19 protein-coding genes are annotated in these 21,474 nt (G+C 46.5%); 12 read left to right on the top strand and 7 right to left on the bottom strand.

The window, feature by feature from the left end; all coding sequences use genetic code 11:
- Positions 1 to 30 precede the first annotated feature (30 nt).
- The 4 genes from DCMF_RS01625 to nuoE form a co-directional block, all read right to left on the bottom strand.
- Positions 31 to 2,250, bottom strand: a complete 2,220-nt coding sequence (locus DCMF_RS01625) for a sigma 54-interacting transcriptional regulator (protein WP_148132816.1) — start codon at positions 2,248 to 2,250, stop codon at positions 31 to 33.
- Positions 2,251 to 2,403: 153 nt separating this feature from the next.
- Positions 2,404 to 4,128, bottom strand: coding sequence for an NADH-dependent [FeFe] hydrogenase, group A6 (locus tag DCMF_RS01630; RefSeq protein ID WP_148132817.1), 1,725 nt, complete (start codon positions 4,126 to 4,128; stop codon positions 2,404 to 2,406).
- Between the two features lie 18 nt (positions 4,129 to 4,146).
- On the bottom strand, positions 4,147 to 5,370 hold the full coding sequence (locus tag DCMF_RS01635) for a complex I 51 kDa subunit family protein (RefSeq protein ID WP_148132818.1): 1,224 nt from the start codon (positions 5,368 to 5,370) through the stop codon (positions 4,147 to 4,149).
- Positions 5,371 to 5,453: 83 nt separating this feature from the next.
- Positions 5,454 to 5,900, bottom strand: a complete 447-nt coding sequence (gene nuoE / locus DCMF_RS01640) for an NADH-quinone oxidoreductase subunit NuoE (RefSeq protein ID WP_148132819.1) — start codon at positions 5,898 to 5,900, stop codon at positions 5,454 to 5,456.
- Positions 5,901 to 6,763: 863 nt separating this feature from the next.
- Between nuoE and DCMF_RS01645 the strand changes: the two genes are divergently transcribed.
- The 7 genes from DCMF_RS01645 to DCMF_RS01675 all read left to right on the top strand — a co-directional run bounded on the left by DCMF_RS01645 (position 6,764) and on the right by DCMF_RS01675 (position 15,057).
- Positions 6,764 to 7,930, top strand: coding sequence for a THUMP domain-containing class I SAM-dependent RNA methyltransferase (locus tag DCMF_RS01645; RefSeq protein WP_148137692.1), 1,167 nt, complete (start codon positions 6,764 to 6,766; stop codon positions 7,928 to 7,930).
- A gap of 57 nt (positions 7,931 to 7,987) precedes the next feature.
- Complete coding sequence (locus tag DCMF_RS01650; RefSeq protein ID WP_148132820.1) at positions 7,988 to 8,413, top strand: hypothetical protein; 426 nt, start codon at positions 7,988 to 7,990, stop codon at positions 8,411 to 8,413.
- Positions 8,403 to 9,416 (top strand): DivIVA domain-containing protein, encoded by a 1,014-nt coding sequence (locus DCMF_RS01655; RefSeq protein ID WP_214659024.1) that lies wholly within the window; start codon positions 8,403 to 8,405, stop codon positions 9,414 to 9,416. Before DCMF_RS01650 ends, DCMF_RS01655 begins: the two co-directional genes overlap by 11 nt.
- A 32-nt stretch (positions 9,417 to 9,448) precedes the next feature.
- Positions 9,449 to 11,365, top strand: coding sequence for an HD-GYP domain-containing protein (locus DCMF_RS01660; protein ID WP_148132822.1), 1,917 nt, complete (start codon positions 9,449 to 9,451; stop codon positions 11,363 to 11,365).
- A gap of 33 nt (positions 11,366 to 11,398) precedes the next feature.
- A complete protein-coding gene (gene trmB, locus DCMF_RS01665; protein ID WP_148132823.1) occupies positions 11,399 to 12,037 on the top strand; it encodes a tRNA (guanosine(46)-N7)-methyltransferase TrmB in 639 nt (212 codons plus the stop codon).
- A 99-nt stretch (positions 12,038 to 12,136) separates the two neighbouring features.
- Positions 12,137 to 13,633, top strand: a complete 1,497-nt coding sequence (gene thrC, locus DCMF_RS01670; protein WP_148132824.1) for a threonine synthase — start codon at positions 12,137 to 12,139, stop codon at positions 13,631 to 13,633.
- A 62-nt stretch (positions 13,634 to 13,695) separates the two neighbouring features.
- Positions 13,696 to 15,057, top strand: coding sequence for an RsmF rRNA methyltransferase first C-terminal domain-containing protein (locus DCMF_RS01675; protein ID WP_148132825.1), 1,362 nt, complete (start codon positions 13,696 to 13,698; stop codon positions 15,055 to 15,057).
- A 26-nt stretch (positions 15,058 to 15,083) separates the two neighbouring features.
- Here the strand turns inward: DCMF_RS01675 and DCMF_RS01680 are convergent, their stop codons facing one another.
- Complete coding sequence (locus DCMF_RS01680; protein ID WP_148132826.1) at positions 15,084 to 15,395, bottom strand: zinc-ribbon domain containing protein; 312 nt, start codon at positions 15,393 to 15,395, stop codon at positions 15,084 to 15,086.
- Between the two features lie 346 nt (positions 15,396 to 15,741).
- Between DCMF_RS01680 and DCMF_RS01685 the strand changes: the two genes are divergently transcribed.
- From DCMF_RS01685 to polX, 4 genes are all read left to right on the top strand, one after another.
- A complete protein-coding gene (locus tag DCMF_RS01685; protein WP_148132827.1) occupies positions 15,742 to 15,939 on the top strand; it encodes a cold shock domain-containing protein in 198 nt (65 codons plus the stop codon).
- A 144-nt stretch (positions 15,940 to 16,083) separates the two neighbouring features.
- On the top strand, positions 16,084 to 16,521 hold the full coding sequence (locus DCMF_RS01690; protein ID WP_214659025.1) for a DMT family transporter: 438 nt from the start codon (positions 16,084 to 16,086) through the stop codon (positions 16,519 to 16,521).
- A gap of 30 nt (positions 16,522 to 16,551) precedes the next feature.
- Complete coding sequence (locus DCMF_RS01695; protein ID WP_148132829.1) at positions 16,552 to 18,480, top strand: ABC-F family ATP-binding cassette domain-containing protein; 1,929 nt, start codon at positions 16,552 to 16,554, stop codon at positions 18,478 to 18,480.
- A 68-nt stretch (positions 18,481 to 18,548) separates the two neighbouring features.
- The gene (polX, locus tag DCMF_RS01700) at positions 18,549 to 20,318 is read left to right on the top strand and encodes a DNA polymerase/3'-5' exonuclease PolX (RefSeq protein WP_236860161.1); all 1,770 of its coding nucleotides are present in this window, start codon (positions 18,549 to 18,551) and stop codon (positions 20,316 to 20,318) included.
- 60 nt (positions 20,319 to 20,378) lie between these two features.
- On the opposite strand, the gene DCMF_RS01705 is transcribed toward polX, so the two are convergent.
- Entirely contained in the window at positions 20,379 to 20,609 is a 231-nt protein-coding gene (locus DCMF_RS01705) for a heavy-metal-associated domain-containing protein (protein ID WP_148132830.1), read from the bottom strand.
- 107 nt (positions 20,610 to 20,716) lie between these two features.
- Between DCMF_RS01705 and DCMF_RS01710 the strand changes: the two genes are divergently transcribed.
- Positions 20,717 to 21,214 (top strand): metallophosphoesterase family protein, encoded by a 498-nt coding sequence (locus DCMF_RS01710; protein WP_148132831.1) that lies wholly within the window; start codon positions 20,717 to 20,719, stop codon positions 21,212 to 21,214.
- Between the two features lie 33 nt (positions 21,215 to 21,247).
- Here DCMF_RS01710 and DCMF_RS01715 read toward each other — a convergent pair whose 3' ends face one another.
- Entirely contained in the window at positions 21,248 to 21,472 is a 225-nt protein-coding gene (locus DCMF_RS01715; protein WP_148132832.1) for a DUF896 domain-containing protein, read from the bottom strand.
- Positions 21,473 to 21,474: the final 2 nt, after the last annotated feature.

Below are 21,474 nucleotides of genomic sequence, written 5' to 3' on the forward strand. Positions count from 1 at the left end.
GAATAAAATTACGCCGCTGCCCCTTATAGGTTAGCCAAGGTCTAATTTTTTCATGATTTCGTTGAGGGTGCTGCGGCCAATGCCCAGCTGGCGGGCCGCCTGTGCTTGAACACCATTGGACTGTTCCAGGGCTTTGGTGATCAGCTTCTTCTTATATTCTTCTAACGCCTGGTGGTAATTCATCAGTTCGGTTTCCGGCGCGGCCAGGTTATTTTGATATTCCCCGCGGATAGAGGGAGGGAGATCTTCTGTTTTTAGCTCTATGCCTTCGCACAATATGACTGCCCGCTCAATGGCATTTTCCAGCTCCCGTACATTTCCGGGCCAGGCCGCTTCAGATAGGTTGATCATCGCTTCTTTACTGACCGACATCACCTTTTTGCCGTGCTTTTTGTTATATTTGTCGAGAAAATATTTCACGAGAACCGGAATGTCTTCCCGCCGTTCTTTTAAATCAGGAAGATAGATGGTGACGACGTTTAGTCGGTAATATAAATCTTCCCGAAATTTCTTTTCGGAAATCAATTCTTCCAGGTTCTGGTTGGTGGCGGCAATAATGCGGACATCACATTTCCGGGGAATGGTTTCCCCGATTCTTAAAAACTCTCCTTCCTGGATGACCCGGAGCAGTTTTCCCTGCAATTGGGGGCTTAAATCACCGATCTCATCTAAAAATAGGGTGCCTCCATTGGCTTCCTCAAATAATCCTTTTTTTTCGTTTACCGCTCCCGTAAAAGCTCCTTTCGTATGGCCGAATAATTCGCTTTCCAGCAAGTTTTCCGGCAGGGCGGCACAATTGATACTGACAAAATTGCTTTTTTGGCGCAGGCTGTTGCGGTGCAGGGCATGGGCGACCAGTTCTTTACCGGTGCCGCTCTTGCCCCGGATCAATACCGTGCTGTCCGTAGGGGCAACCTTTTTAATGATTTCATACACTTTTTGCATAATGGGGGAATTGCCGATGATATTTTCAATTTTCTCCGCCGTGGTCAGCTGCTTCATGAGATGAACATTATGGGATTCCAAACTGGCAATGAGAAAAGGCAAGCACATTTTGCTTTCGGCCAGGCCGTGAAAAACTGCCACGGCCTTTTCCCGGCAGTTATTATACCCGCAGGCCCCGCAGTTCAGCTCATCTTCCGGAGAGAATTTACCCAGCTCCGTTAATACCGCTCTGATTTGTTGTTCCGTTGGTTCGGGCTGTTTCCGGCTCCGGTTGCGGAAACCCCGGGACATATTGAGCCCTTCTGGTGCCTGGAGGGGCTCCTGACCGTCGGCAATACTGTCTTTGGTATACTGGACCACAATTTTTTGCCGTTCCAGCTTGTTTAAATGTGATTTTAACATAGGGCCGCTGATACAGCCGTCGCAAAATAAGATATCGGCAAATTTGACCCAATTTTTATCTTTATTGATGGTATCAAGAAAATGCATGCAGTTTTCTTTACCTTCTACCTTGACAATGTCAAAATCTAAGGGGTCCAAGTCTTTACTGGCGCTGCGCAGCAATCCGCCCGACACAGGATAGAGCCGCCCGAAGCCGCCGGGAGGACTGTCCCATTTTCCCGGGGGCAATTTTTCCGGATCGATGCCTGCGTCACGAAACATTTGATCCAGTTCCTGGAAGGTTAATACGGCGTCAACCGCTCCATGCACCATGGCATCTTCCGCTTCTTCCTTTTTGGCCACACAGGGGCCGATGAATACGACCCGGCATTTCTCCCCATAATTTGCTTTTAAATATCTGCCCAGAGCAATCATGGGAGAGACTACCGGGATTAAAAGCGGGATCAATTCCGGATAATGTTTTTCCACCAGATTGACCACGGCCGGACAAGCGGTAGCAATAAAATATTGTTTTTCTTTGGCAGTTAAGATTTCTTTTTCGTATTCCTGGGTTACTAAATGGGCCCCAAAGGCGACTTCCCAAACTTCCTGGAAACCAAGTTTTTTCAGGGCACTAATGATTTGTCCCGGATGATATTGCGCATATTGGGCCACAAAAGACGGCGCCAGGCAGGCAACCGATTTTTCCGCGTTTAGGGCTTCTTGGCTTTTCTCGAGGCCACTGATAATCTGCTTTGCATTTTGAGAGCAGACGCCTACACAGTGGGCGCACCCGATGCAAAGTTCCGGAACGACCATCGCCTGACCGTCTTCTACCTTAATTGCTTTGGCCGGACAGTTCCGGACACAGGAAAAGCATCTTTTACATAATCCTTTGATGGTTGAGACGACATGTACCGGCACCGCTATCACCCCCTATTAATTCGGTGTTTGTATTTGTATTGTACCATTGACTTTTCCCTGTGAGCAACAGAGATTGCCTGGAAGCGATCAATAAAATATCAGCCTGCTTTCCCAAGGGAGCGAAAAGCAGGCTGAAAAAAGACCATAAATATATTATAGGAAGTTTTTGTTCTTCGGCGTATAGTGGGTGTGCAAAAGTTCGTGAGATTTATGGCCCAGGGGTTGATGGAGAAACTCTTCATAAAGCTGTTTCACTTCCGGATTATCATGGGATTTCCGTAAAGTTAAATTTTCGTCCTCCACATAAATGCCTTTAATCCGTTCTTCTCTCTTGGCATTGCATTTAGTGATGGGCTGGCCGCCTCCGCCAATGCATCCGCCCGGGCAAGCCATAATCTCAATAAAGTGATAGGGAGATTCTCCCGCCCTGACCTGATCCATGAGCTTTCTGGCGTTAACCAGGCCATGGCCGATGGCCACCTTCACTTTCACGCCGTCCAGATCAATTTCCGCTTCTTTAATCCCTGCCATACCCCGGGCAAAGGTAAAGTTTACGTTTTCCAGCGTCTTTCCGGTCACCACTTCATAAACCGTACGCAGGGCTGCTTCCATTACGCCTCCGGTGGCGCCGAAAATAACGGCGGCGCCGGTATAGGCCCCCATCCAGGAATCGAAATCGCTGGGTGCGACCTTATCAAAATTAAGCCCTGCCATGCGGAACAGCCGGCCCAACTCCCGGGTGGTCAGGACCAGATCTACATCCCGGTAACCGCTGGCGTTCATTTCCGGACGGGCAGCCTCAAACTTCTTGGCCGTACAGGGCATAAGGGAAACGGAATAAATCTTTGCCGGATCAACACCCATCTTCTCGGCCCAATAAGTTTTCACCAGAGCGCCAAACATTTGCTGGGGCGATTTGCACGTAGACAGGTTGTTTAAAAGGTCAGGATAGAAGGTTTCGCTGAAATTGATCCAGCCCGGGCTGCAGGAGGTGACCATGGGCAGGGTGCCTCCTTCCTTGAGCCGTTTCAGCAGTTCGTTTCCTTCTTCGAGAATGGTTAAGTCTGCCGTAAAATTGGTGTGCAGCACATAATTAAAACCAATCCGCCTTAACCCTGCCACCAGAACATTCATATCCAGGGCTCCTGTAGGCAGGCCCACTTCTTCTCCGATGGCCACCCTCACTGCGGGAGCCATTTGGGTAACGACAATTTTTTCCGGATCGGCCACAGCGGCCAGGAACTCATTAATTTGTTCGTTTTCATGGATGGCCCCCACAGGACAGGCGTGGATGCACTGGCCGCACATGACGCAAGGGCTTTCTACCAAGTCCTTGCCCAAGGAAGGCACGATCATGGCATGATTTCCCCGGTCCTCCACCCCTAGGGCATTTACGGTTTGTATTTCACTGCAGGCATATTCGCAACGCCGGCATAAAATACATTTATCGGGATCCCGCACAACTGCTCCGGTAGAATTGTCGATAGGCAGACCACGGGTGAGCTGGTCAAAAGGATTCTCCCGGATAAAATATTCTTCGGCCAGTTTCTGAAGCTCACAATTTCGATTCCGGATACAATTGAGACAGTCTTGGGGATGGTGGGCCAGGATTAACTCTAATATCGTTTTTCGTGCTTCCAGTACCGCGGGGCTGGTAGTTTTGATCACCATACCATTCCAGACCGGAGTGGAACAGGCAGCCTGAAGCAGGGCCAAACCTTCCACTTCGCACACACATACCCGGCAGTTGGCTTTTACTGCTTGATCGGGATGGTAACACAGGGTGGGTATTTTTACTCCGGCCGCCTCTGCCGCCTGCAAGATCGTTGATTTATCCGGAACGGTAATTTGGATACCGTCAATCGTTATATTTGCCATAACTTTCTCACTCCTTTCCTACTGTATTTTGGCATCATAATCAATGCCGAAATGATGAATGGTGGTTATTACAGGAGTAGGCGCCGCTTGACCTAATCCGCACAGACATGCGCCAGCCATCACCCGGCCTAATTTTTCAAGCAATGCCACATCTTCCTTTGAACCTTGCATAGAATTGATTTTTTCCAATAATGCTCTGATCCGCATCGTACCTTCCCGACAGGGCGCGCATTTCCCGCAGGACTCGTGTTCAAAGAATTTGGCGATGCGGGTGACTACATCCAGAATATCCCGGTCTTCCGCCAGGACAAAGACTGCGCCGGAACCCAAAGTAGCTCCTGCTTTTCTCATAGAGTCGAAATCAATGGGCGTATCCAGCAGGGTTTCCGGTAAAAAGCCTCCTGATGTGCCGCCGATTTGTACGGCCTTAAATTTTTTATCGCCGGTAATGCCCTGGCCAAATTGGAAAATAACTTCCCGGACGGTGGTATCGGTAGGTACTTCAATAAAGGTGGTATTTTTCACATCCCCCGTCAAGGTTAAAACCTTGGTTCCGGGGAAATTAGCTGCTCCAATCCCGGCAAACCAGGCGCTCCCTTTTTCCATAATAGGGGCGATATTGGCAAAGGTTTCCACGTTGTTGACGATGGTGGGTTTTTTCCACAAACCGCTCACCGGTGGGTAGGGGGGCCGGTACCGCGGTTCTCCCCGGTTCCCTTCCAGGGACTCGATTAAAGCCGTTTCTTCACCGCACACATAAGCCCCGGCTCCCATGCGCACTTCAATATCAAAGTCGCCTAAGACACCTTTTTCTTTCGCTTGTGCAACGGTGTTTTTTAAGGTTTGAACCAGGTGGGGGTACTCTCCCCGGCAATAAATGAAACCTTTGCGGGATCCGATGGCATAGGCGCAGATCGCCATACCTTCCAAAAGGCTATGGGGATCATTTTCCATGATAATCCGATCTTTATAGGTACCAGGTTCTCCTTCATCAGCATTGCAGACCACATATTTTTCTTCCACTTGCAGGCTGTGGGCAAAGAACCATTTTTGTCCTGTGTTGAATCCGGCACCACCCCGACCCCGCAGGCCGGATTTTTTTACTTCCTCTATTACTTCTGCTTTGCTCATGCCGCGAGCTTTTTCCAATGCCTGATAGCCCCCGGCATCAAGATAGTCGTCAATTTTTGTGGGGTTAATCTTGCCTAGATTGCGTAGTACCACGCGTAGTTCTTCCGCCATGTAAATATTTCCCTCCTCTCGATAATGTGAAAAAACAGACATTCACAAACAACGGTCTAACCCATTGAACCCGCCAGAGGTTCTTACTTGTACTCCGCCAAAACTTGCGAAATTTTCTCGGGGGTCATCCCCTCATAAGGTTTTGAATTGATGGAAATTACCGGCGTTTTTTGGCACTGCCCGATACATTCTGTAAATTCCAAAGTAAATTTTCCATCAGGGGTCGTTTCTCCCATGCTGATTCCCAGCTCTTTTTCCAACGCTTGGATCACTTCTTCAGCTCCGGCAATATGACAGGGAGCGCTTTCACAGATTCTGATAATGTACTTTCCCCGCGTTTTTGTGGAGAAAAACGAATAGAATGTAGCTACTCCATAGGCCTCTTTTACCGGTACCCCAAAAGCTTCCGCCGCTGCAATGATGGCTTCTTCCGGCAAATAGTTGATTTCATTCTGAACGGCATGGAAAGCTTCAATCATTCCCCCCTTCAGCGGAGCGTACTTTGTCATCATCTCTTTGTAATCAACCATTACCTATTCACCTCCTCTCAAATTTTTTTCTGCCTGGTTAGGTAATTAAAGCCATTTTGAGGCAAAATTTTTTACTTTGTGATCTTTTCCACAAAGTTTTTCAAATACCTTTTGTATTGAAATACGAACATGTTCTATAATCCGAACACATTTTTCGGATCAAAGAAAGAGATTTTGATCCATATAGTCTATTTTGTGTTCGATAATCCGAACAAAGAAAAAATTGCCAAAAAAAATTTTTTTAAAAAATCTTGACCAGAAAAGGGGAAATGATTTGTAATCTTTGGCATGATAATTGCTAATAATACTTTATAAAAAGAGAAAACCACCATCCACGGGGAAAAAATTTGAGATGATCGGGTAGAAATGATAAAGGAGATGTTTTTATGGATAATCTTGTAAAGGAAGATGAAAATAAAGAAGTTACGGAACGATTAATGGAAGAATATAATCAGATCATGCTACAACAATTATACGGCGCAAGAAACAACCTACTCGTAAAATAAGTTTTGACGCGAAAAATGCCTGGGTGCGGCCGGAATGGTGAAAATTTTCACAAAAAACCGGTGGTGCTTTTCATGAGACGCAGGAAATTAACCTGAGGTACCCGTATTATTTTATGCAGGGAAGCGCCTTTTGGTGCTTCCCATTTTAGCATATGCGAAACCCCGGTTCGTTAGTAGAACCTTTTTTGATACCTGTTGCCCGTAAGGGAGCAGGTTTTTTTACGTCTCCAAATATTTCCTGTTGGAGAAGCTGTTTTTCAAGTATAATTACAATGTTATTCAGGGCATGAAAGAAGTATAAAGTCCTGTCCGGCGATGGGAAGATAATATGGTGAAGCAGGTGAAAAAGTGGGTAAAGTGGACAAAGTGGACATCATTGCTACGGCAACTTTTGGCTTGGAGGCTGTTGTGGCTGATGAATTAAGAAACTTAGGCTATGATGCCTTACATGTGGAAAACGGAAAGGTGACATTTGGCGCCGACGAGAGTGCCATTTGCCGGTGTAATTTATGGTTGCGTACCGCCGACCGGGTGCGCGTGAAAATGGGGGAGTTTCAGGCAGAGACCTTTGACGAATTATTCGAACAGACAAAAGCCCTGCCCTGGCCAGATTGGATTCCTGGGGACGGCGTTTTTCCCGTGGAAGGGAAATCGGTCCAATCAAAATTATTTAGTGTCTCCGATTGTCAGGCGATTGTAAAAAAAGCTGTGATGGAGAAGATGAAACAGAAATACCATGTGAATTGGTTTGAAGAAAAGGGCCCCTCCTATCCCATTGAAGTTGCGCTGCATAAGGACCGGGCTACTCTTACCATAGACACCAGCGGACCTGGCCTGCATAAAAGGGGATATCGCCGGGTGGGCAGTATTGCTCCATTAAAAGAAACCCTTGCTGCCGCCCTGGTCTTGTTGTCCCGCTGGCGTGCTGATACGGAATTTCTTGATCCTTTTTGCGGTTCCGGAACTATTCCCATAGAGGCCGCATTAATTGGGCAGAATATTGCACCGGGTATGAACCGGAATTTTATTTCCGAAGAATGGACTGCGATCCCGAAAGAGCTATGGCGCCAGGCCAGAAAAGAGACCCATGACCTGGCTCTTTTTGACCTTCCCCTCCCTATTCGGGGTACGGATATCGATGGCCATGTGTTGGAGATTGCCCGTCATAATGCAGCGGAAGCAGGTCTGGAGGGACAGATTCATTTCCAAAAGATGCCGGTATCAGAGGTCCGTTCCTCCAAGAAATTTGGCAAAATTATCTGCAATCCTCCTTATGGGGAAAGGTTGGGGGGCAGTCAGGAAATTGCCACCCTGTACCGGGAGATAGGAAAAGTTTTTTCCCATCTGGATACTTGGTCTTTTTATATTTTGACCGCGTGCGCTGATTTTGAAAAGCTGTTTGGCAAACCGGCCACCAAAAAGAGGAAACTTTATAACGGTGATATCAAGGTAGATTTTTATCAATATTTTGGTCCCAGGCCTCCCAAGAAAGAGGATTTTTGTCAAAAAATGCAGAAATATTAAATATTATTGTTGACATTTTATTTTGCATTTCCTGCCTGGTTAATAGGAGGCGTTAGTGTGGCGATAAAGTTTGCACGATCTTTTTTGGGTTACAGCCCCAAAGCTGTGGAAAAGACCATTGATTCTATCCACGCAGAGTGTGAAAAACAGCTGAGGGAACTGGAAGAACAGTATGCGCAAGAAGAATTTGACCTTCAGTCACTAAAAAAAGAAATAAAAGGACAAAAAGATTCGGTAGAGTCCTTTCGGGTGCTGGACGAGGAACTGTCTAAAATGCTGGTCTCTGCCCATTTAGGAGCGTGCGGAAAGATTATGGATGCCATAAATCTGGCTGGGCAATTGGAAGAAGGGGCCTTGAACAAAGTTTTGGAATGCGAAAACCAGTCCGCAAGATTGAAAAAGACCATGGATGATCTCCTCAAGGAGATTCAGACGATCACCAAACGGTATCGTTTTGCATTGGAGGGGTCTGATGATGAGTAAGCGCATTGAGGTTTTAACCCAGAGTCTGTTTGGTTATAACAAAAAGCAGGTAGACGAATATTTGGAAGAGATCAGTATTACGCATCAAAAGACGATCAACTTTTTGAGAGACAGTATCCAAAATTGCCGAAAAGAAAAAGAGACTTTAATTTCGGAGCTGAACCTGTTGAAAGGTTTTAATCAGGAAGGAGAAAGGTCCCAAGAGCTTTTGGAATTGGCTATCAAGAGAGCGGTCCGGACCATTTCTCTCATGAACAAGCTTGCGGAGGAAGATGCCGAGAAAATTATGGAAGACGCGAAAGGGAAGGTATGTCTCCATGAAAAGAAAATAGAGGACCTGGAGCAAGTGATGGCGGTACAGAGAAGGGAAATTGATGCCTTGTTAAATAAGGTGAAGCTGGTTTCTCAAGAAGGTCCGGGAATAAAACCTGAACCCGGGGAAAAGCCCGCCGATAAAAGTATGGCAAAGATCCGGACGGCTCCCGGGCAATCCAAAAACTCCGGTTCTACTTTAGAAGCGATTTTAAACAATCATGAATGGCAAAAAATTACAAAAGTTTTAAATAAAACGGGAAAAACGGAAAATATCTTGCCGGAAGCAGAAAAGATCACCGCCGACGGATATGGCGTATCAACCATCAGGCAGAACAGCCCTACTTTTTGGGAGGATCGGGCTGATGATCTTCTTACCCAGACAGCAGGCCCTTTGCCAAAGTTAAATAATGTGATCAAACTGACAACGGCTTCTTCCGAAGAGGCGGCCTGTGGCTTGCCAATGCCGGATACGCCGTTTTGCAGCCCATCTGTTCTGGAAGAAATTGAAAGAATCAGGGAAAAGTATGTGGTGGGCAGAATCGCCGGCGCTGATTTATTTGACCGGCAAAAGCAATTAATTATTGCCAGAAATGGGATCATTACTTCTGAAGTAGTGAAAAAAGCGGAAAAAGAGGGGAAACTGGCGGAATTGATTGTCAATATGTCCATGCCGGAAGCCGAAAACTAGAGAAGAAAAAGTTGGGGGGGGAGGTGCAGGATTTGAGCAGCTTTTTACCAAAACTTTTAATATTTTTGAACATTTCCTTTTTGGTGATTGTTTTAGAGTGCTTGCTCGGAGTAATTTTTCTGGGATTTTTAATCTGTCTGTTTCTTTTGGTGAGGCAGAAAAGGAAGGCGGCGCGCGAAGAGAAACGCTTCCATGCCGTGGAACAGCTTCTCCACAATCTCCAACCCGGGGAAAGCCTGGACGAAAGCCTGTATCGCCTTTTAGGATTGTTTATCCCAGTGGTGAAAGGACAAGGCTATTATTTTTATATTTCAAACGACCATAAAGAATATGAATTAAAGGCCCGCCGTTACGCGGATGATGATCAGGTCCCGATTCAGGAGAGATTGGCCGCTCTTGAGCCATTTTCCCACATGATATCTGAACCTCCTGCCCCGGTTTCCTTAGCTTCTCTTGAATGTAGAATTTTCAAACAAGGTGAAGCGCCCTTTATGGAGATTCCCGTGAAAGGTGCGAAAGGGTTGATTCGAATCGGTCCTGTTTTGTCGGGTGAAAAACAGGACTTTGCTTTTTTGCATTATTTGGCTGATCAGATAGAGCCGGTTTTGGAAGCTTTGGTCCAAATGGATCAGGCAAAAAAACAGGTTGCCGTAACGGAAAGCTCCCGCAAAGCCGTAAAAGCCGTGACGGATGCGGCCATGAATTTTCCGGGAACGGTAAATACCATCTTGGGGCTTTGTATCCGAATGATCACCGCCTCGGGAGGATGTTTGCTTTCTTCCCGGGAGCAAGAAATTGATGGCGTCACTGTATTGGGCATGGAGAATGAACTGAAGAATTTATTCCGCCAGGATCAGAGCGCCTTAAAAACTTTGACTCATATTTTGGGAGACCGTGATTTTATCGTTTTAGACGGGGAACATCCGGAATTTTTTCAAATTCCCTCGTATTTTTCTGCCGCCGGTATGGTAAAAATATTCTTGATCAAGGTTCCCCGGATGGATGAGAAAGGGTTGGCCGTCTTTTGGTTCCATGATCCCATCCATATTGAACAACACAGGATCTACGGCCTGCAAATGGTGTTAAGCCGTTTAGGGGATACCCTGGATAGTTATCAAGTGTATCAGGAGCAATCTAAGTCTTATCTGGAAGTGCTAAAGGTACTGGTCAATACCATAGACAATTGTGATCCTTATCAGGCGGGATACGCAGAATTAATGTCCCGTTATGCCGGAATCATGGCAAAAGAAATGAATTTAGAGGATCAGGAAGTAAGAGATATTGTTTTGGCGGCATATTTAAGTAATATCGGCAAGATCGGTATGTCTCTGGACCTATTCCTGAAAGAGGGAAAGTATGCTGAGGTTGAATATGAACAGATGAAACTTCATTGTGAAATAGGGGCGGCTATCGTAGAGGTGGTCTTTGGTAATAACCATGTGGCCTCCTATATCCGGCATCATCATGAAAGGATGGATGGCTGCGGTTATCCGGCAGGCCTGAAAGGCGAGGAGATTCCTTTAGGGGCGAGAGTTCTTGCTGTGGCTCAATTTTTTATTGCCAAGACCATGGGAAGAAATTATCGGGAGCCCTTGAATTTTGAGCAGGCAATGAAGCTGGTAAAGGATGCAGCAGGTTCCCTGTTGGACCCGGAGGTAGTAGGATTCCTCCTCAACTGGTTTAGCAAGAAACAAGCAAATCCCCAAAGGGCGGGGCGCTCTCTGGGGCCTTGCTGGGAAATGCGCTGTGCTCCCGTGAGCATCTGTTCCCAGTGCCCTGCTTATCAGCATACGGATAAAAACTGTTGGGACTATGAAAATGTAAATTGTTTAGCCCATGGAAACTCCTGTTCCTCTTGTTTTGTTTGTGCGGAGTATGTTTACCGGACCCAAAATCCTGCCCCCAAGGCAGCGGGAGATATCGTGAATGTGTTTGTCGCAGCAGATTGAAGCCTGACCTGAGTAAAAATGCGGAGGTTGTGTATGCGCTTAAGAAGAATTCCGGGGACCAAGGAGGCGCTGGGTCATTTCCCGGATTTGGTGATTGGGGAGCCATCAAGGTATTACGGGTCCTGGAATCAATTTTTTGGAAATGAACATCCCATCCATTTGGAATTAGGGATGGGGAAAGGGAAATTCTTGCATCTTTTATCCCAAGCCCATCCCCATCTAAATTTTTTAGGAATGGAATTCCGGGAGGAAATGGTATACAAAGCCGTGGAACGGTTCAAAGGCCGGCATGATCATGTGGGATTCCTCTGGGCGAATGTGGATAAAATTTTAGAATTCTTTGCTCCCGGAGAAATTTCCCGGATCTATTTGAATTTTTCCGATCCCTGGCCCAAAAAACGACATGAGAAACGACGGCTTACCCACGGGAATTTTTTAAAGAAGTATCAAATCATTCTCTCCCCGGGGGGAGAAATTCATTTAAAAACGGACAATCAGGACTTCTTTGAATTTTCCCTCAATGCGTTCGCCGATGGGGGATTTTTTCTGAAGAATATTACCTTCGATTTACATCACAGCAATTTCCCGGGAAATATGATGACGGAGTATGAGGAAAGATACAGTCCTGTAATGCCCATCTACCGGTGTGAAGCTAAGTTGACAACGCCATAACCCGGATCCCGAAAAGCCTTTCAGCTTTTTTTATTGACAAATATCAAATAATGGATACAATACTGTTAAGGTTGTGAAGAACCAGGGAGGAGTGCGGCAATGTATATCAGTACGAGGGGGAATTATGCCAAGATCCGGTCTGCGGAAGCAATCAGGTTGGGCATGGTGCCGGAGGGCGGGCTTTTTGTGCCTGAAGCGGTTCCTGCTTTGGACCGGGCTGAAATAAACCGGATGGCAGGGCAATCTTACCAGCAGATTGCTCAGACCATTCTAAAAATTTTTTTAGATGACTTTACCAGTGAAGAAATAGATGATGTGGTTAGTAAATCTTATCAGATCAATAATTTTGACCACCCGGACATCGCTCCTTTGGTTCAAATAGATAGCCGGACCTTTATTTTAGAGCTTTGGCACGGGCCGACGGGGGCTTTTAAGGATATGGCGCTGCAAATCATGCCCCGATTGTTATCCCACGCTGTGCAAAAGACAGGAGCCGGACAGGAGATTATCATTCCTGTGGCGACTTCCGGTGATACGGGAAAAGCTGCTTTGGAAGGATTTCGGGATGTACCGGGGGTGAAAATAATCGTCTTCTTCCCCTTCGGCGGCGTCAGCAGGGTTCAAGAGCTTCAAATGATCACCGCGGCAGGAAATAATGTACATGTGGTGGCAGTGAAAGGTAATTTTGATGACTGCCAAACGGCCGTGAAAGAGTTATTTGCCGATTCCCGGCTGAATCAAGTTCTTGCCGAGCATAACATGGCTTTTTCCTCAGCAAACTCCATCAATTGGGGACGCTTAGTGCCCCAAATCATTTATTATTTTTGGGCTTACGCCCAAATGCAGAAAAAGGGGGAAATCCTTCCCGGAGAAAAGATCAACGTGGTGGTGCCCACAGGTAACTTCGGCAATATTCTGGCCGGGTTCTATGCCCATTTAATGGGCCTCCCGGTGCACAAGTTTATTTGTGCCTCTAACGAAAACAAGGTATTAACCGACGTGATCCGTACTGGGATTTATGACCGGAGAAGAGAATTTTTTAAAACCAACAGCCCGTCCATGGATATCCTGATTTCCAGCAACTTTGAACGATTTCTCTTTGAAGTCAATGGGCATGACGGGGATAAAATCACCAAATGGTTTCACCAGCTGCATCAAGAGGGTTATTTCCAGGTGGATGACCACACGAAAGAAAAATGGCAAAGCCTGTTCATCAGCGATTATGCTACAGGAAAGGAAACCTTGGCACAAATCAAAGAGACTTTCGAAAAAACCGGCTATTTATTGGATCCCCATACAGCGGTAGGATTAAATGTCTATGAGAAGTATTACCGCAAAACCGGGGATAATACGAAAACAGTGATTGACGCCACAGCAAATCCCTATAAATTTAATCATGCCGTATGGGAAGCACTTGCCGGATCGCGCCATGGGCAAGATAAAGATGAGTTTTTAATCCTGGATGAATTGCACCGGATGACGGGATTTCCCATTCACCGGGCGCTGAAAGATTTGAATAAAAGAATGATTCTCCATGATACCATCGTGGAAAAAGAGGAACTAAAGGAAACGGTGAAACGTATTTTAGCACTATAACGATACAAGCCCCAAGCTTTTTTTGAAAGGCTTGGGGTTTTATCAGATAGGATGAAACGAAGATGAAATTACCGGATGAGTTTTGTCAACGCATGAAGCTGCTTTTGGGGGAAGCATATGCCGACTTTTTATCCTCCTATGCCAGCCCGCGCTATTATGGGTTGCGGGTCAATACCCTAAAAATCAGCGGGGCAGATTTTCTCAAAAGATGCCCTTTTGAAATCATCCCTGTTCCCTGGACAAAGAACGGGTTCTACTTTTCTGAACAGGACAGACCGGCAAAGCATCCATACTACCATGCCGGTCTTTACTACATTCAAGAGCCCAGTGCCATGGCTCCGGCCCAAGTTCTCAGAGCAGAACCCGGTGACCGCATCTTGGACTTATGTGCGGCGCCGGGAGGAAAAAGCACCCAGATTGCTGCCGATCTTCAAGGAAGAGGGGTGCTGGTAAGCAACGACATCAGTTTGGAACGTACCAGAGCCTTAACGAAAAATCTGGAGCTTTTCGGCGTGGTGAACGCGGTGATTCTCAATGAGACACCGGAAAAATTAGCAGCTAAATTTCCTGGCTTTTTTTCTAAGATCTTGCTGGACGCCCCTTGCTCAGGAGAAGGAATGTTCCGGAAAGACCCGGATGCTGTCCGCCAGTGGGGGGTGCACTCAAGCGCCAAGTGTGTGCTGATGCAGCGGGACATCCTTTTCTTTGCCGCTCAAATGCTTTCTCCCGGGGGCCGGATGATTTATTCAACCTGCACCTTTAATCCGGAGGAGAACGAAAAAATGATGGAGGACTTTCTTCAGAAACAGACTGATTTCGATTTGGTGGATATTTGCAAAGAGCCGGGCTGGGAAGAGGGAAGGGCGGATTGGGCAGGAGGCAACAGCGAACTGAAAAAGACTGCCCGTCTCTGGCCCCATCGCTTAAAAGGCGAAGGTCATTATGTGGCCTTGCTGGAGAAAAGAGGTCAAGCAGGCCATCCTCATCCGGACAAAAAAAATGGGGTGGATGAAAAAAAATTAAAGGATTATTATACTTTTGCCGAAGAACATTTGGCCGCTGCCCCCACCGGTAATTTTGTCTTATACGGCGACCATCTTTATTTGCAGCCTGTGGAGGCGCCGAATCTAAATGGGGTGAAAGTAATCAAACCCGGCTTGTATTTGGGTGTGTTTAAGAAAAACCGCTTTGAACCATCCCACAGTCTGGCTCTGGCTTTGAAAAAAGATGCCTTTCGGAGAACCCTTGATTTTTCCCCCGATGCGAGAGAATTGGGGACTTATTTAAAAGGGGAAACACTGCACACCACGGGGGAAAGAGGATGGGTGGGCGTATGTGTGGACGGTTATCCCTTGGGCTGGGGAAAACAGTTGGAAGGAGTATTGAAAAATCATTATCCCAAGGGATGGAGACAGATGGAGTAAAAAAAAGCCCCGAAGGGCTTTTTTTATTAATAATTGTACTGTTTTTGTTTTTGATAGCAGTCACGGCAGTATACGGGTCTGTCATTATTGGGTTTAAAGGGAACCTGGGTTTCTGCACCACATTCAGCACAGATCACAGTATGCATTTCTCTGCGCTGTCCCGGGTTGTTGCTTCTGCCGCCACCATTGCGTTGACGTTTACGAGCTGATCTGCATTCTGGGCACCTTGCGGGGTCATTTTGGAAACCTTTTTCTGCGTAAAACTCCTGCTCGGAAACTGAAAAAGTAAATTCAGCTCCACAATCTTTACAAGTTAAAATTTTGTCCTGGAAAGCCATTTAACCATACCTCCTTCTTTGGGGTTTTCCTAAGTTTCATTACCTGGGGCGGTTTCTAATCCAAAGAAGGAATTGGGAAACAACCTAGTAAATGCAAACATTAGGTGTTTTTATTATACATTTTTAAAAAATAAAAATCAATGAAAAATGCAGAGATTTGCCTGAAAGCTGCTATTATTGAAAGATTGTTCCATAAGGGCTGTCTATTTTGAAAAGACAACAGATATTTGAGGGGTGGGCCGGGTGCTATTTAATAAAGAGGATATTTATGATTGGCCAATTGAAAAACCATATTATTCATGTTATAATGATCGAGCTTAATATTTTATTTTTTAGGAGGTACCACATGATAGGCAAAGTTAAGTGGTTCAACGCGGAAAAGGGTTTCGGTTTCATTGAAAGAGAAGGTGGTAGCGATGTTTTTGTTCACTTCTCTGCGATTCAATCTGAAGGTTTTAAAACTCTGGAAGAAGGACAAAATGTCGAGTTTGAAATTGTGGAAGGACCCCGAGGCCCTCAGGCAGCTAACGTTGTCAAATTATAATCAAACAAAGCACTTGCTGATTATAGATGAATTTGTTTAGGTTTATGGTTTGATGACATAAGCCCCGGTGAGAGCCGGGGCTTAAGTTATTTTATGGGAGCTTTAGGGTTTTCCGATAAAACATTTCGCTTAGAGGAGCACAAGATGGGCAAATATATGGCATTGCTTTTAGCAGGGCTGATCGGCATTGCTTCCGGAATGCAACCTTCCATCAATACTGCCTTAGGAAGATATACAGGAGTGAAAGGGGCCTCTCTAGTCAGTTTTTGTGTAGGTGTGACGGCGGTATTCTTACTTAATCTGTTTTCCGGTAACCTTAACCAGTTGAAGGGATTGACTGCCGCTCCCTGGTATTTGTGGCTGGGGGGAGTGTTGGGCGCTTTTATGGTCTATTCGTCCATGTACGTTTTACCGAAAATCGGTGCCGCAGCAATGATCAGCGTGCTGTTAACATTTCAATTGGTCACCGGTATGGTGATTGATCATTACGGCTGGTTGGGAACCCCGGTGATTTGTCTGGACTGGATGAGAGTGGTGGGGGCCATACTACTATTGATCGGAGTAAAATTAATCGTCAGGTGAATGAAGGTGTTTTTAAGGAGGTAGCTTTGGGTGATTATCCTGCAGGTAAAAAACTTGAGTAAAGCTTATGGGGTGCAAAGTATTTTTTCTCAGCTGTCCTTTACGCTTCAGGAGGGAGAAAAAGTAGGATTGATCGGCCCAAATGGTACGGGGAAATCTACTTTACTGAAGTGTATTACAGGAGAAGAAATGTCGGATGCTGGTGAGATCATCGTCAACGGAAATACTTCCATCGGTTTTGTGGCCCAGCAAAACTCCTGGCAAAACAACTCTTTATTCGAAGAATTGCTTTTAGGATTTGAAGAAATAGTGGCAGACCGCAAAACATTGGGAGAATTGGAACAGCGCATGGCCCGGTCGGAAGGACAGCCGCTCGCCGCACTGATGCAGCAGTATGCCCAAGTGACGGAGCGCTATGAACGGGCAGGCGGCTATGCTTGCGAGGCCATGGTAAAACGGGTTGCCAAGGGCTTAGGATTTACGGACCGGGAGTTTGAGCAGACGGTAGACACGATGAGCGGAGGTCAAAAGACCAGAGCCGCTCTGGCGAAGGTGCTTTTAATGCAGCCGGATATCTTGTTGTTGGATGAACCGACGAATCATTTGGATATTCATGCGGTGGAATGGCTGGAGGAATACCTCAGCCAGTATCCTAAAACGGTTTTCCTTGTGTCCCATGACCGTTACTTCCTGGATAAGACGGTGACGCGGATTCTGGAGCTGGATGCAGGTAGGATTACGTCTTTTCACGAGAATTATCAGGGGTACCTGAGAAGAAAAGCAGAATTTGCCGAGAGCTATAGAAGGGCCTATCAAAAACAGGAGCAGGTGATTGCCAAAACCGAAGAATTTATTCGGCGTTACAAAGCGGGCGTGAAATCGAAACAAGCCCGGGGCAGGGAGACCATCTTAAGCAGAATGGAGCGTCTGGAAAAGCCTCCGGAGCAAAAGACGATGCGCCCAATGACCTTGGCCCCCGTACCTGAATGCGGTTTTTATGTGCTGGAGGTGTCAAAACTGGCCCACCGGTATGGGAGCAAAAGGCTATTCTCGGATCTGAATTTTATCATCACCAATGGGGAAAAGGTGGCCCTGATCGGCGACAACGGTACGGGAAAATCCACTATTTTAAAAAACTTAATCGGTGAGATCCTTCCTGAGGAAGGTACGGCTAAATTTGGGCCGCGGGTAAAGGTGGGCTATTTTTCTCAGGGGCATGAGACTCTGGATGAGCGGAAGACTGTTCTGGAAGAAATCATCTATTCCTTTGACAAAAGGAAGGAAGAAGCCCGGAGCTTGCTGGCTGCTTTTTTGTTTCGGGGCGACGAAGTGGAGAAGAAAATCAGAGATTTAAGCGGCGGGGAAAAGTCCCGCATCGCATTGTTAAAGCTTCTCCTTCAGGGGGCCAATTTTCTTGTGCTCGACGAGCCTACCAACCATTTAGATATTCCTTCCAAAGAAGTGGTGGAGGATTACCTGAGTGATTTCCCCGGGACCATTTTGGTGGTCTCCCATGACCGTTATTTTTTAGATAAAGTGGCCAATCGGGTTTTGGAATTAGACGGGGGACAAATCTTTGATTTTATGGGCAATTATTCCTATTACCGTTTTAAGAAAAAAGAAAGCAGCACAGAAATTTCTCTCCCGAAAGGGCCCTCCAAAGAATCTTACCGGACCCCAAATCCTTTGAAAGAGCAGGAACGGTCCCTGAAAAAAATGGTCCGGCAGATCGAAGCAATAGAAGCACAATTAGAGGAATTAGAGGCGGAAAAAGAAGCCTTAGGACAAAAAATGAGCAACCCGGAAGTTTTTGCGGGGGGAAATGAAATCAAGGATCTGATCCAGGCGTACCATGACGTGGAAGAAACCATGAACCGGTGTTATGCCCAGTGGGAAGCCTGGTCTTTAGAAAAAGAAGAATTGGAAAGAAATCTCCTGGAACAAACGGAGGGCAGTTAACCGGGGGAGCGATGGTTGTTCGGGTGCGTTGGGTGTGGTAAAATAAAGAAAAATTGCCAGGTGGTTTTTTGCGGGAGCAGACAGACTGGTGGGAAGGGAGCCGTTTTCCGGTGGATGGAAAAGCCGTCAGCATAATTTTGAACGAAATAGCTGTAATGATGGAACTCTTGGGGGAAAACCCTTTTAAGGTGAATGCCTATTATACGGCGGCAAGAACGGTGGAGTTATTAAAGGAAGATTTGGGAGAGCTGGCCGGGGAAGACCAGCTGCGCCATATCAAAGGGATTGGGAGCTCTCTGGCGAAACAAATCGGCGAGATTCTCCACACCGGGACATCCCAGTTCTATCAGGAGCTACGGGCTAAAATACCGTACGGTTTATTTGCCTTGACCCGTATTTCCGGGTTAGGCCCGAAGAAAATAAGCCTGCTCCACAAGCAACTGGGTATTTCGGACGTGGACCGCCTGGAAGAGGCCTGCCGGAAGAATAAACTTCTGGAGCTCCCCGGGTTCGGGGCGAAAACCCAGGAGAATATTCTAAAAGGTATCGCGGGTTTAAGAAAGTATACCGGACAGCATCTTTTTGTTAATGTATGGGGCCTGGCAGAGAACCTGGAAAAGGAGCTGAAAAAGCATCCCCATGTTCGGGATGCCCTGCTGGCCGGAAGTTTGAGAAGACGAAAAGAGGTTGTGAAAGACATCGATATCCTGGTCAGTTCAGATAATCCGGAGGAGGTAGCGGAATATTTTGCCGGTCTTCCTCAGGTAGAAACGGTGGTAGGTTCCGGCCCTACAAAGACCTCCGTGGTATTGCACCAGGGCATCCAGGCTGATTTGCGCATCGTGGAACAAGGTGAATTCCCCTATGCCCTGCATCATTTTACAGGAAGCCAGGAACATAATATTGCCATGCGGCACCGGGCCAAGAAAATGGGTCTAAAAATGAATGAATACGGGTTATTTGATGCCCAGGGAAAAAAGATCATGTGCCAAAGTGAAAAAGAGATTTTCCGCACCTTAGGATTAGATAATATTCCTCCGGAATTAAGAGAAAACATGGGTGAAATTGAGGCGGCGGAACAGGGAAAATTACCCTGTTTGGTGGAACTCAAGGATATCAAAGGAGTTTTCCATATTCATACGGTCTACAGTGACGGTACCGCATCCATCAGGGAGATGGTGGAGGAAACCAGAAGGCGGGGTTGGAACTATCTGGGCATTTCCGACCACAGCCAGTCCGCCTTTTATGCCAATGGGTTAAAGGTGGAGCAGATAAACAAACAGCTGGCAGAAATAGATCGGCTCAATGAAGAAAACCCGGATTTTACCATATTTAAGGGGATCGAAGCGGATATCCGAAAGGACGGTTCCCTGGATTATCCGGATGAAATTTTGGCTCAGTTTGACTTTGTCATTGCCTCCATTCATTCCGGTTTCAAAATGACGGAAGAGGAAGCGACAGAGAGATTAATCAAGGCGATGCAAAACCCCTATACCACCATGCTGGGACATCCTACGGGAAGGATTCTCCTGGGCAGAGAAGGCTATCCGGTCAGTATGAAAGCGATGATTGAAGCTGCCCGTGATTGCCATGTCATCATTGAGTTAAATGCCAGTCCCTACCGGTTGGATCTGGATTGGCGCTGGTGCCGTTATGCGAAAGAACTGGGTGTAAAAATTGCCCTCAATCCTGATGCCCATCATCTTGCGGAATTCGATCACATGGAAGCCGGTATTGGTGCGGCGCGCAAAGGATGGCTGGAAGCCTTTGATGTATTTAACACCCGGCCCCGGGAGCAAGTAAAAGATTATCTGCGCTTGAGAAAGGGGCCTAAATAGGGTCTCAAGAAATAAAAAAGCTATCCACTGGGCCGGATAGCTGTGTATCTTCTTAATCATTTATTCTTTTGTCAAATTTTCTTGTACCGAATACCCTAAGGTGTTGATCGTGTGTTTAATGAAATTCTCACTGACCACCTCAGGGTTGAAGGAAAAACTCACAGCCCTTTCCGAGATATTTACTTTCACATCGTTGACACTGCGCATTTCCTGCAGGGAGTTTTGCAGATGATCTCTTGATGCGTTGGAGTCAAGTCCTCCTACGCGCCAACTTCTAAATTCCGATGACATGTTATCGCTCCTTCCATGAGATTTTTTTATTTATCATTTCGAATTTTGGTCAAAATATGTGTAGCAGTAAAATAACGATCCAAAGCGGAAAAAAGGATGAAAGTTTTATGAAAATCGGAGTCATCTCGGATACCCATATGCCCAGACGGGGAAAATCATTGCCGCCGGTTCTTTGGGAGGTTTTTCAAGAGGTGGACTTAATCCTTCATGCCGGAGACGTGGTAGAAGCAGGAGTTCTCCTTGACTTGGAGACGATCGCTCCTGTGGAAGCGGTGGCAGGAAACATGGATAGTGGGGAATTAGCTTTTCGGCTGCCCAGGAAAAAAATTTTGCACGTGGGGGGAAAAAGGATTGGTTTAGTCCATGGTGACGGCTCCAGCAGCACCACCCTGGGAAGAGCCATCCTCGCTTTTGCCCAAGATCAGCCGGACTGTATTGTTTTCGGGCACAGCCACCAGCCTTTTAACCAGGTGATGAACGGTGTTTTGATGTTTAATCCCGGTTCTTGTACGGATCCCCGCAGGGAGCCCCGGCCCTCCTGCGGCTTACTGCATGTGAAAGAGGGAGAGATCAGAGGAGAAATTATCTATTTTGAAAGAGCATAGACCGGATCCCCAAGGAAACCCGTGCCTGCTTTCCTAATGTTTACACCTGCCGCAATCACAGCCTGCCTGATGATAAACGGAATCATCCGTTTTTCCTTTTTTGAGTTCCGCCAACATAGGGCGCAGTTGATCTTTGATTCCATCAATGTATTGACGGCGCACTTCCTTTTGTTCCTGTTCCTCTTCCGGAGTCAGGCCCACTTCTTTTTTCTTTTTGGCCAAAAAGTTGATTCTTTCAATTAATTCGTTTGTGATCATAA

Source organism: Candidatus Formimonas warabiya (assembly GCF_002777255.1).
In the GTDB taxonomy this organism is placed as follows: domain Bacteria; phylum Bacillota; class Dehalobacteriia; order Dehalobacteriales; family Dehalobacteriaceae; genus Formimonas; species Formimonas warabiya.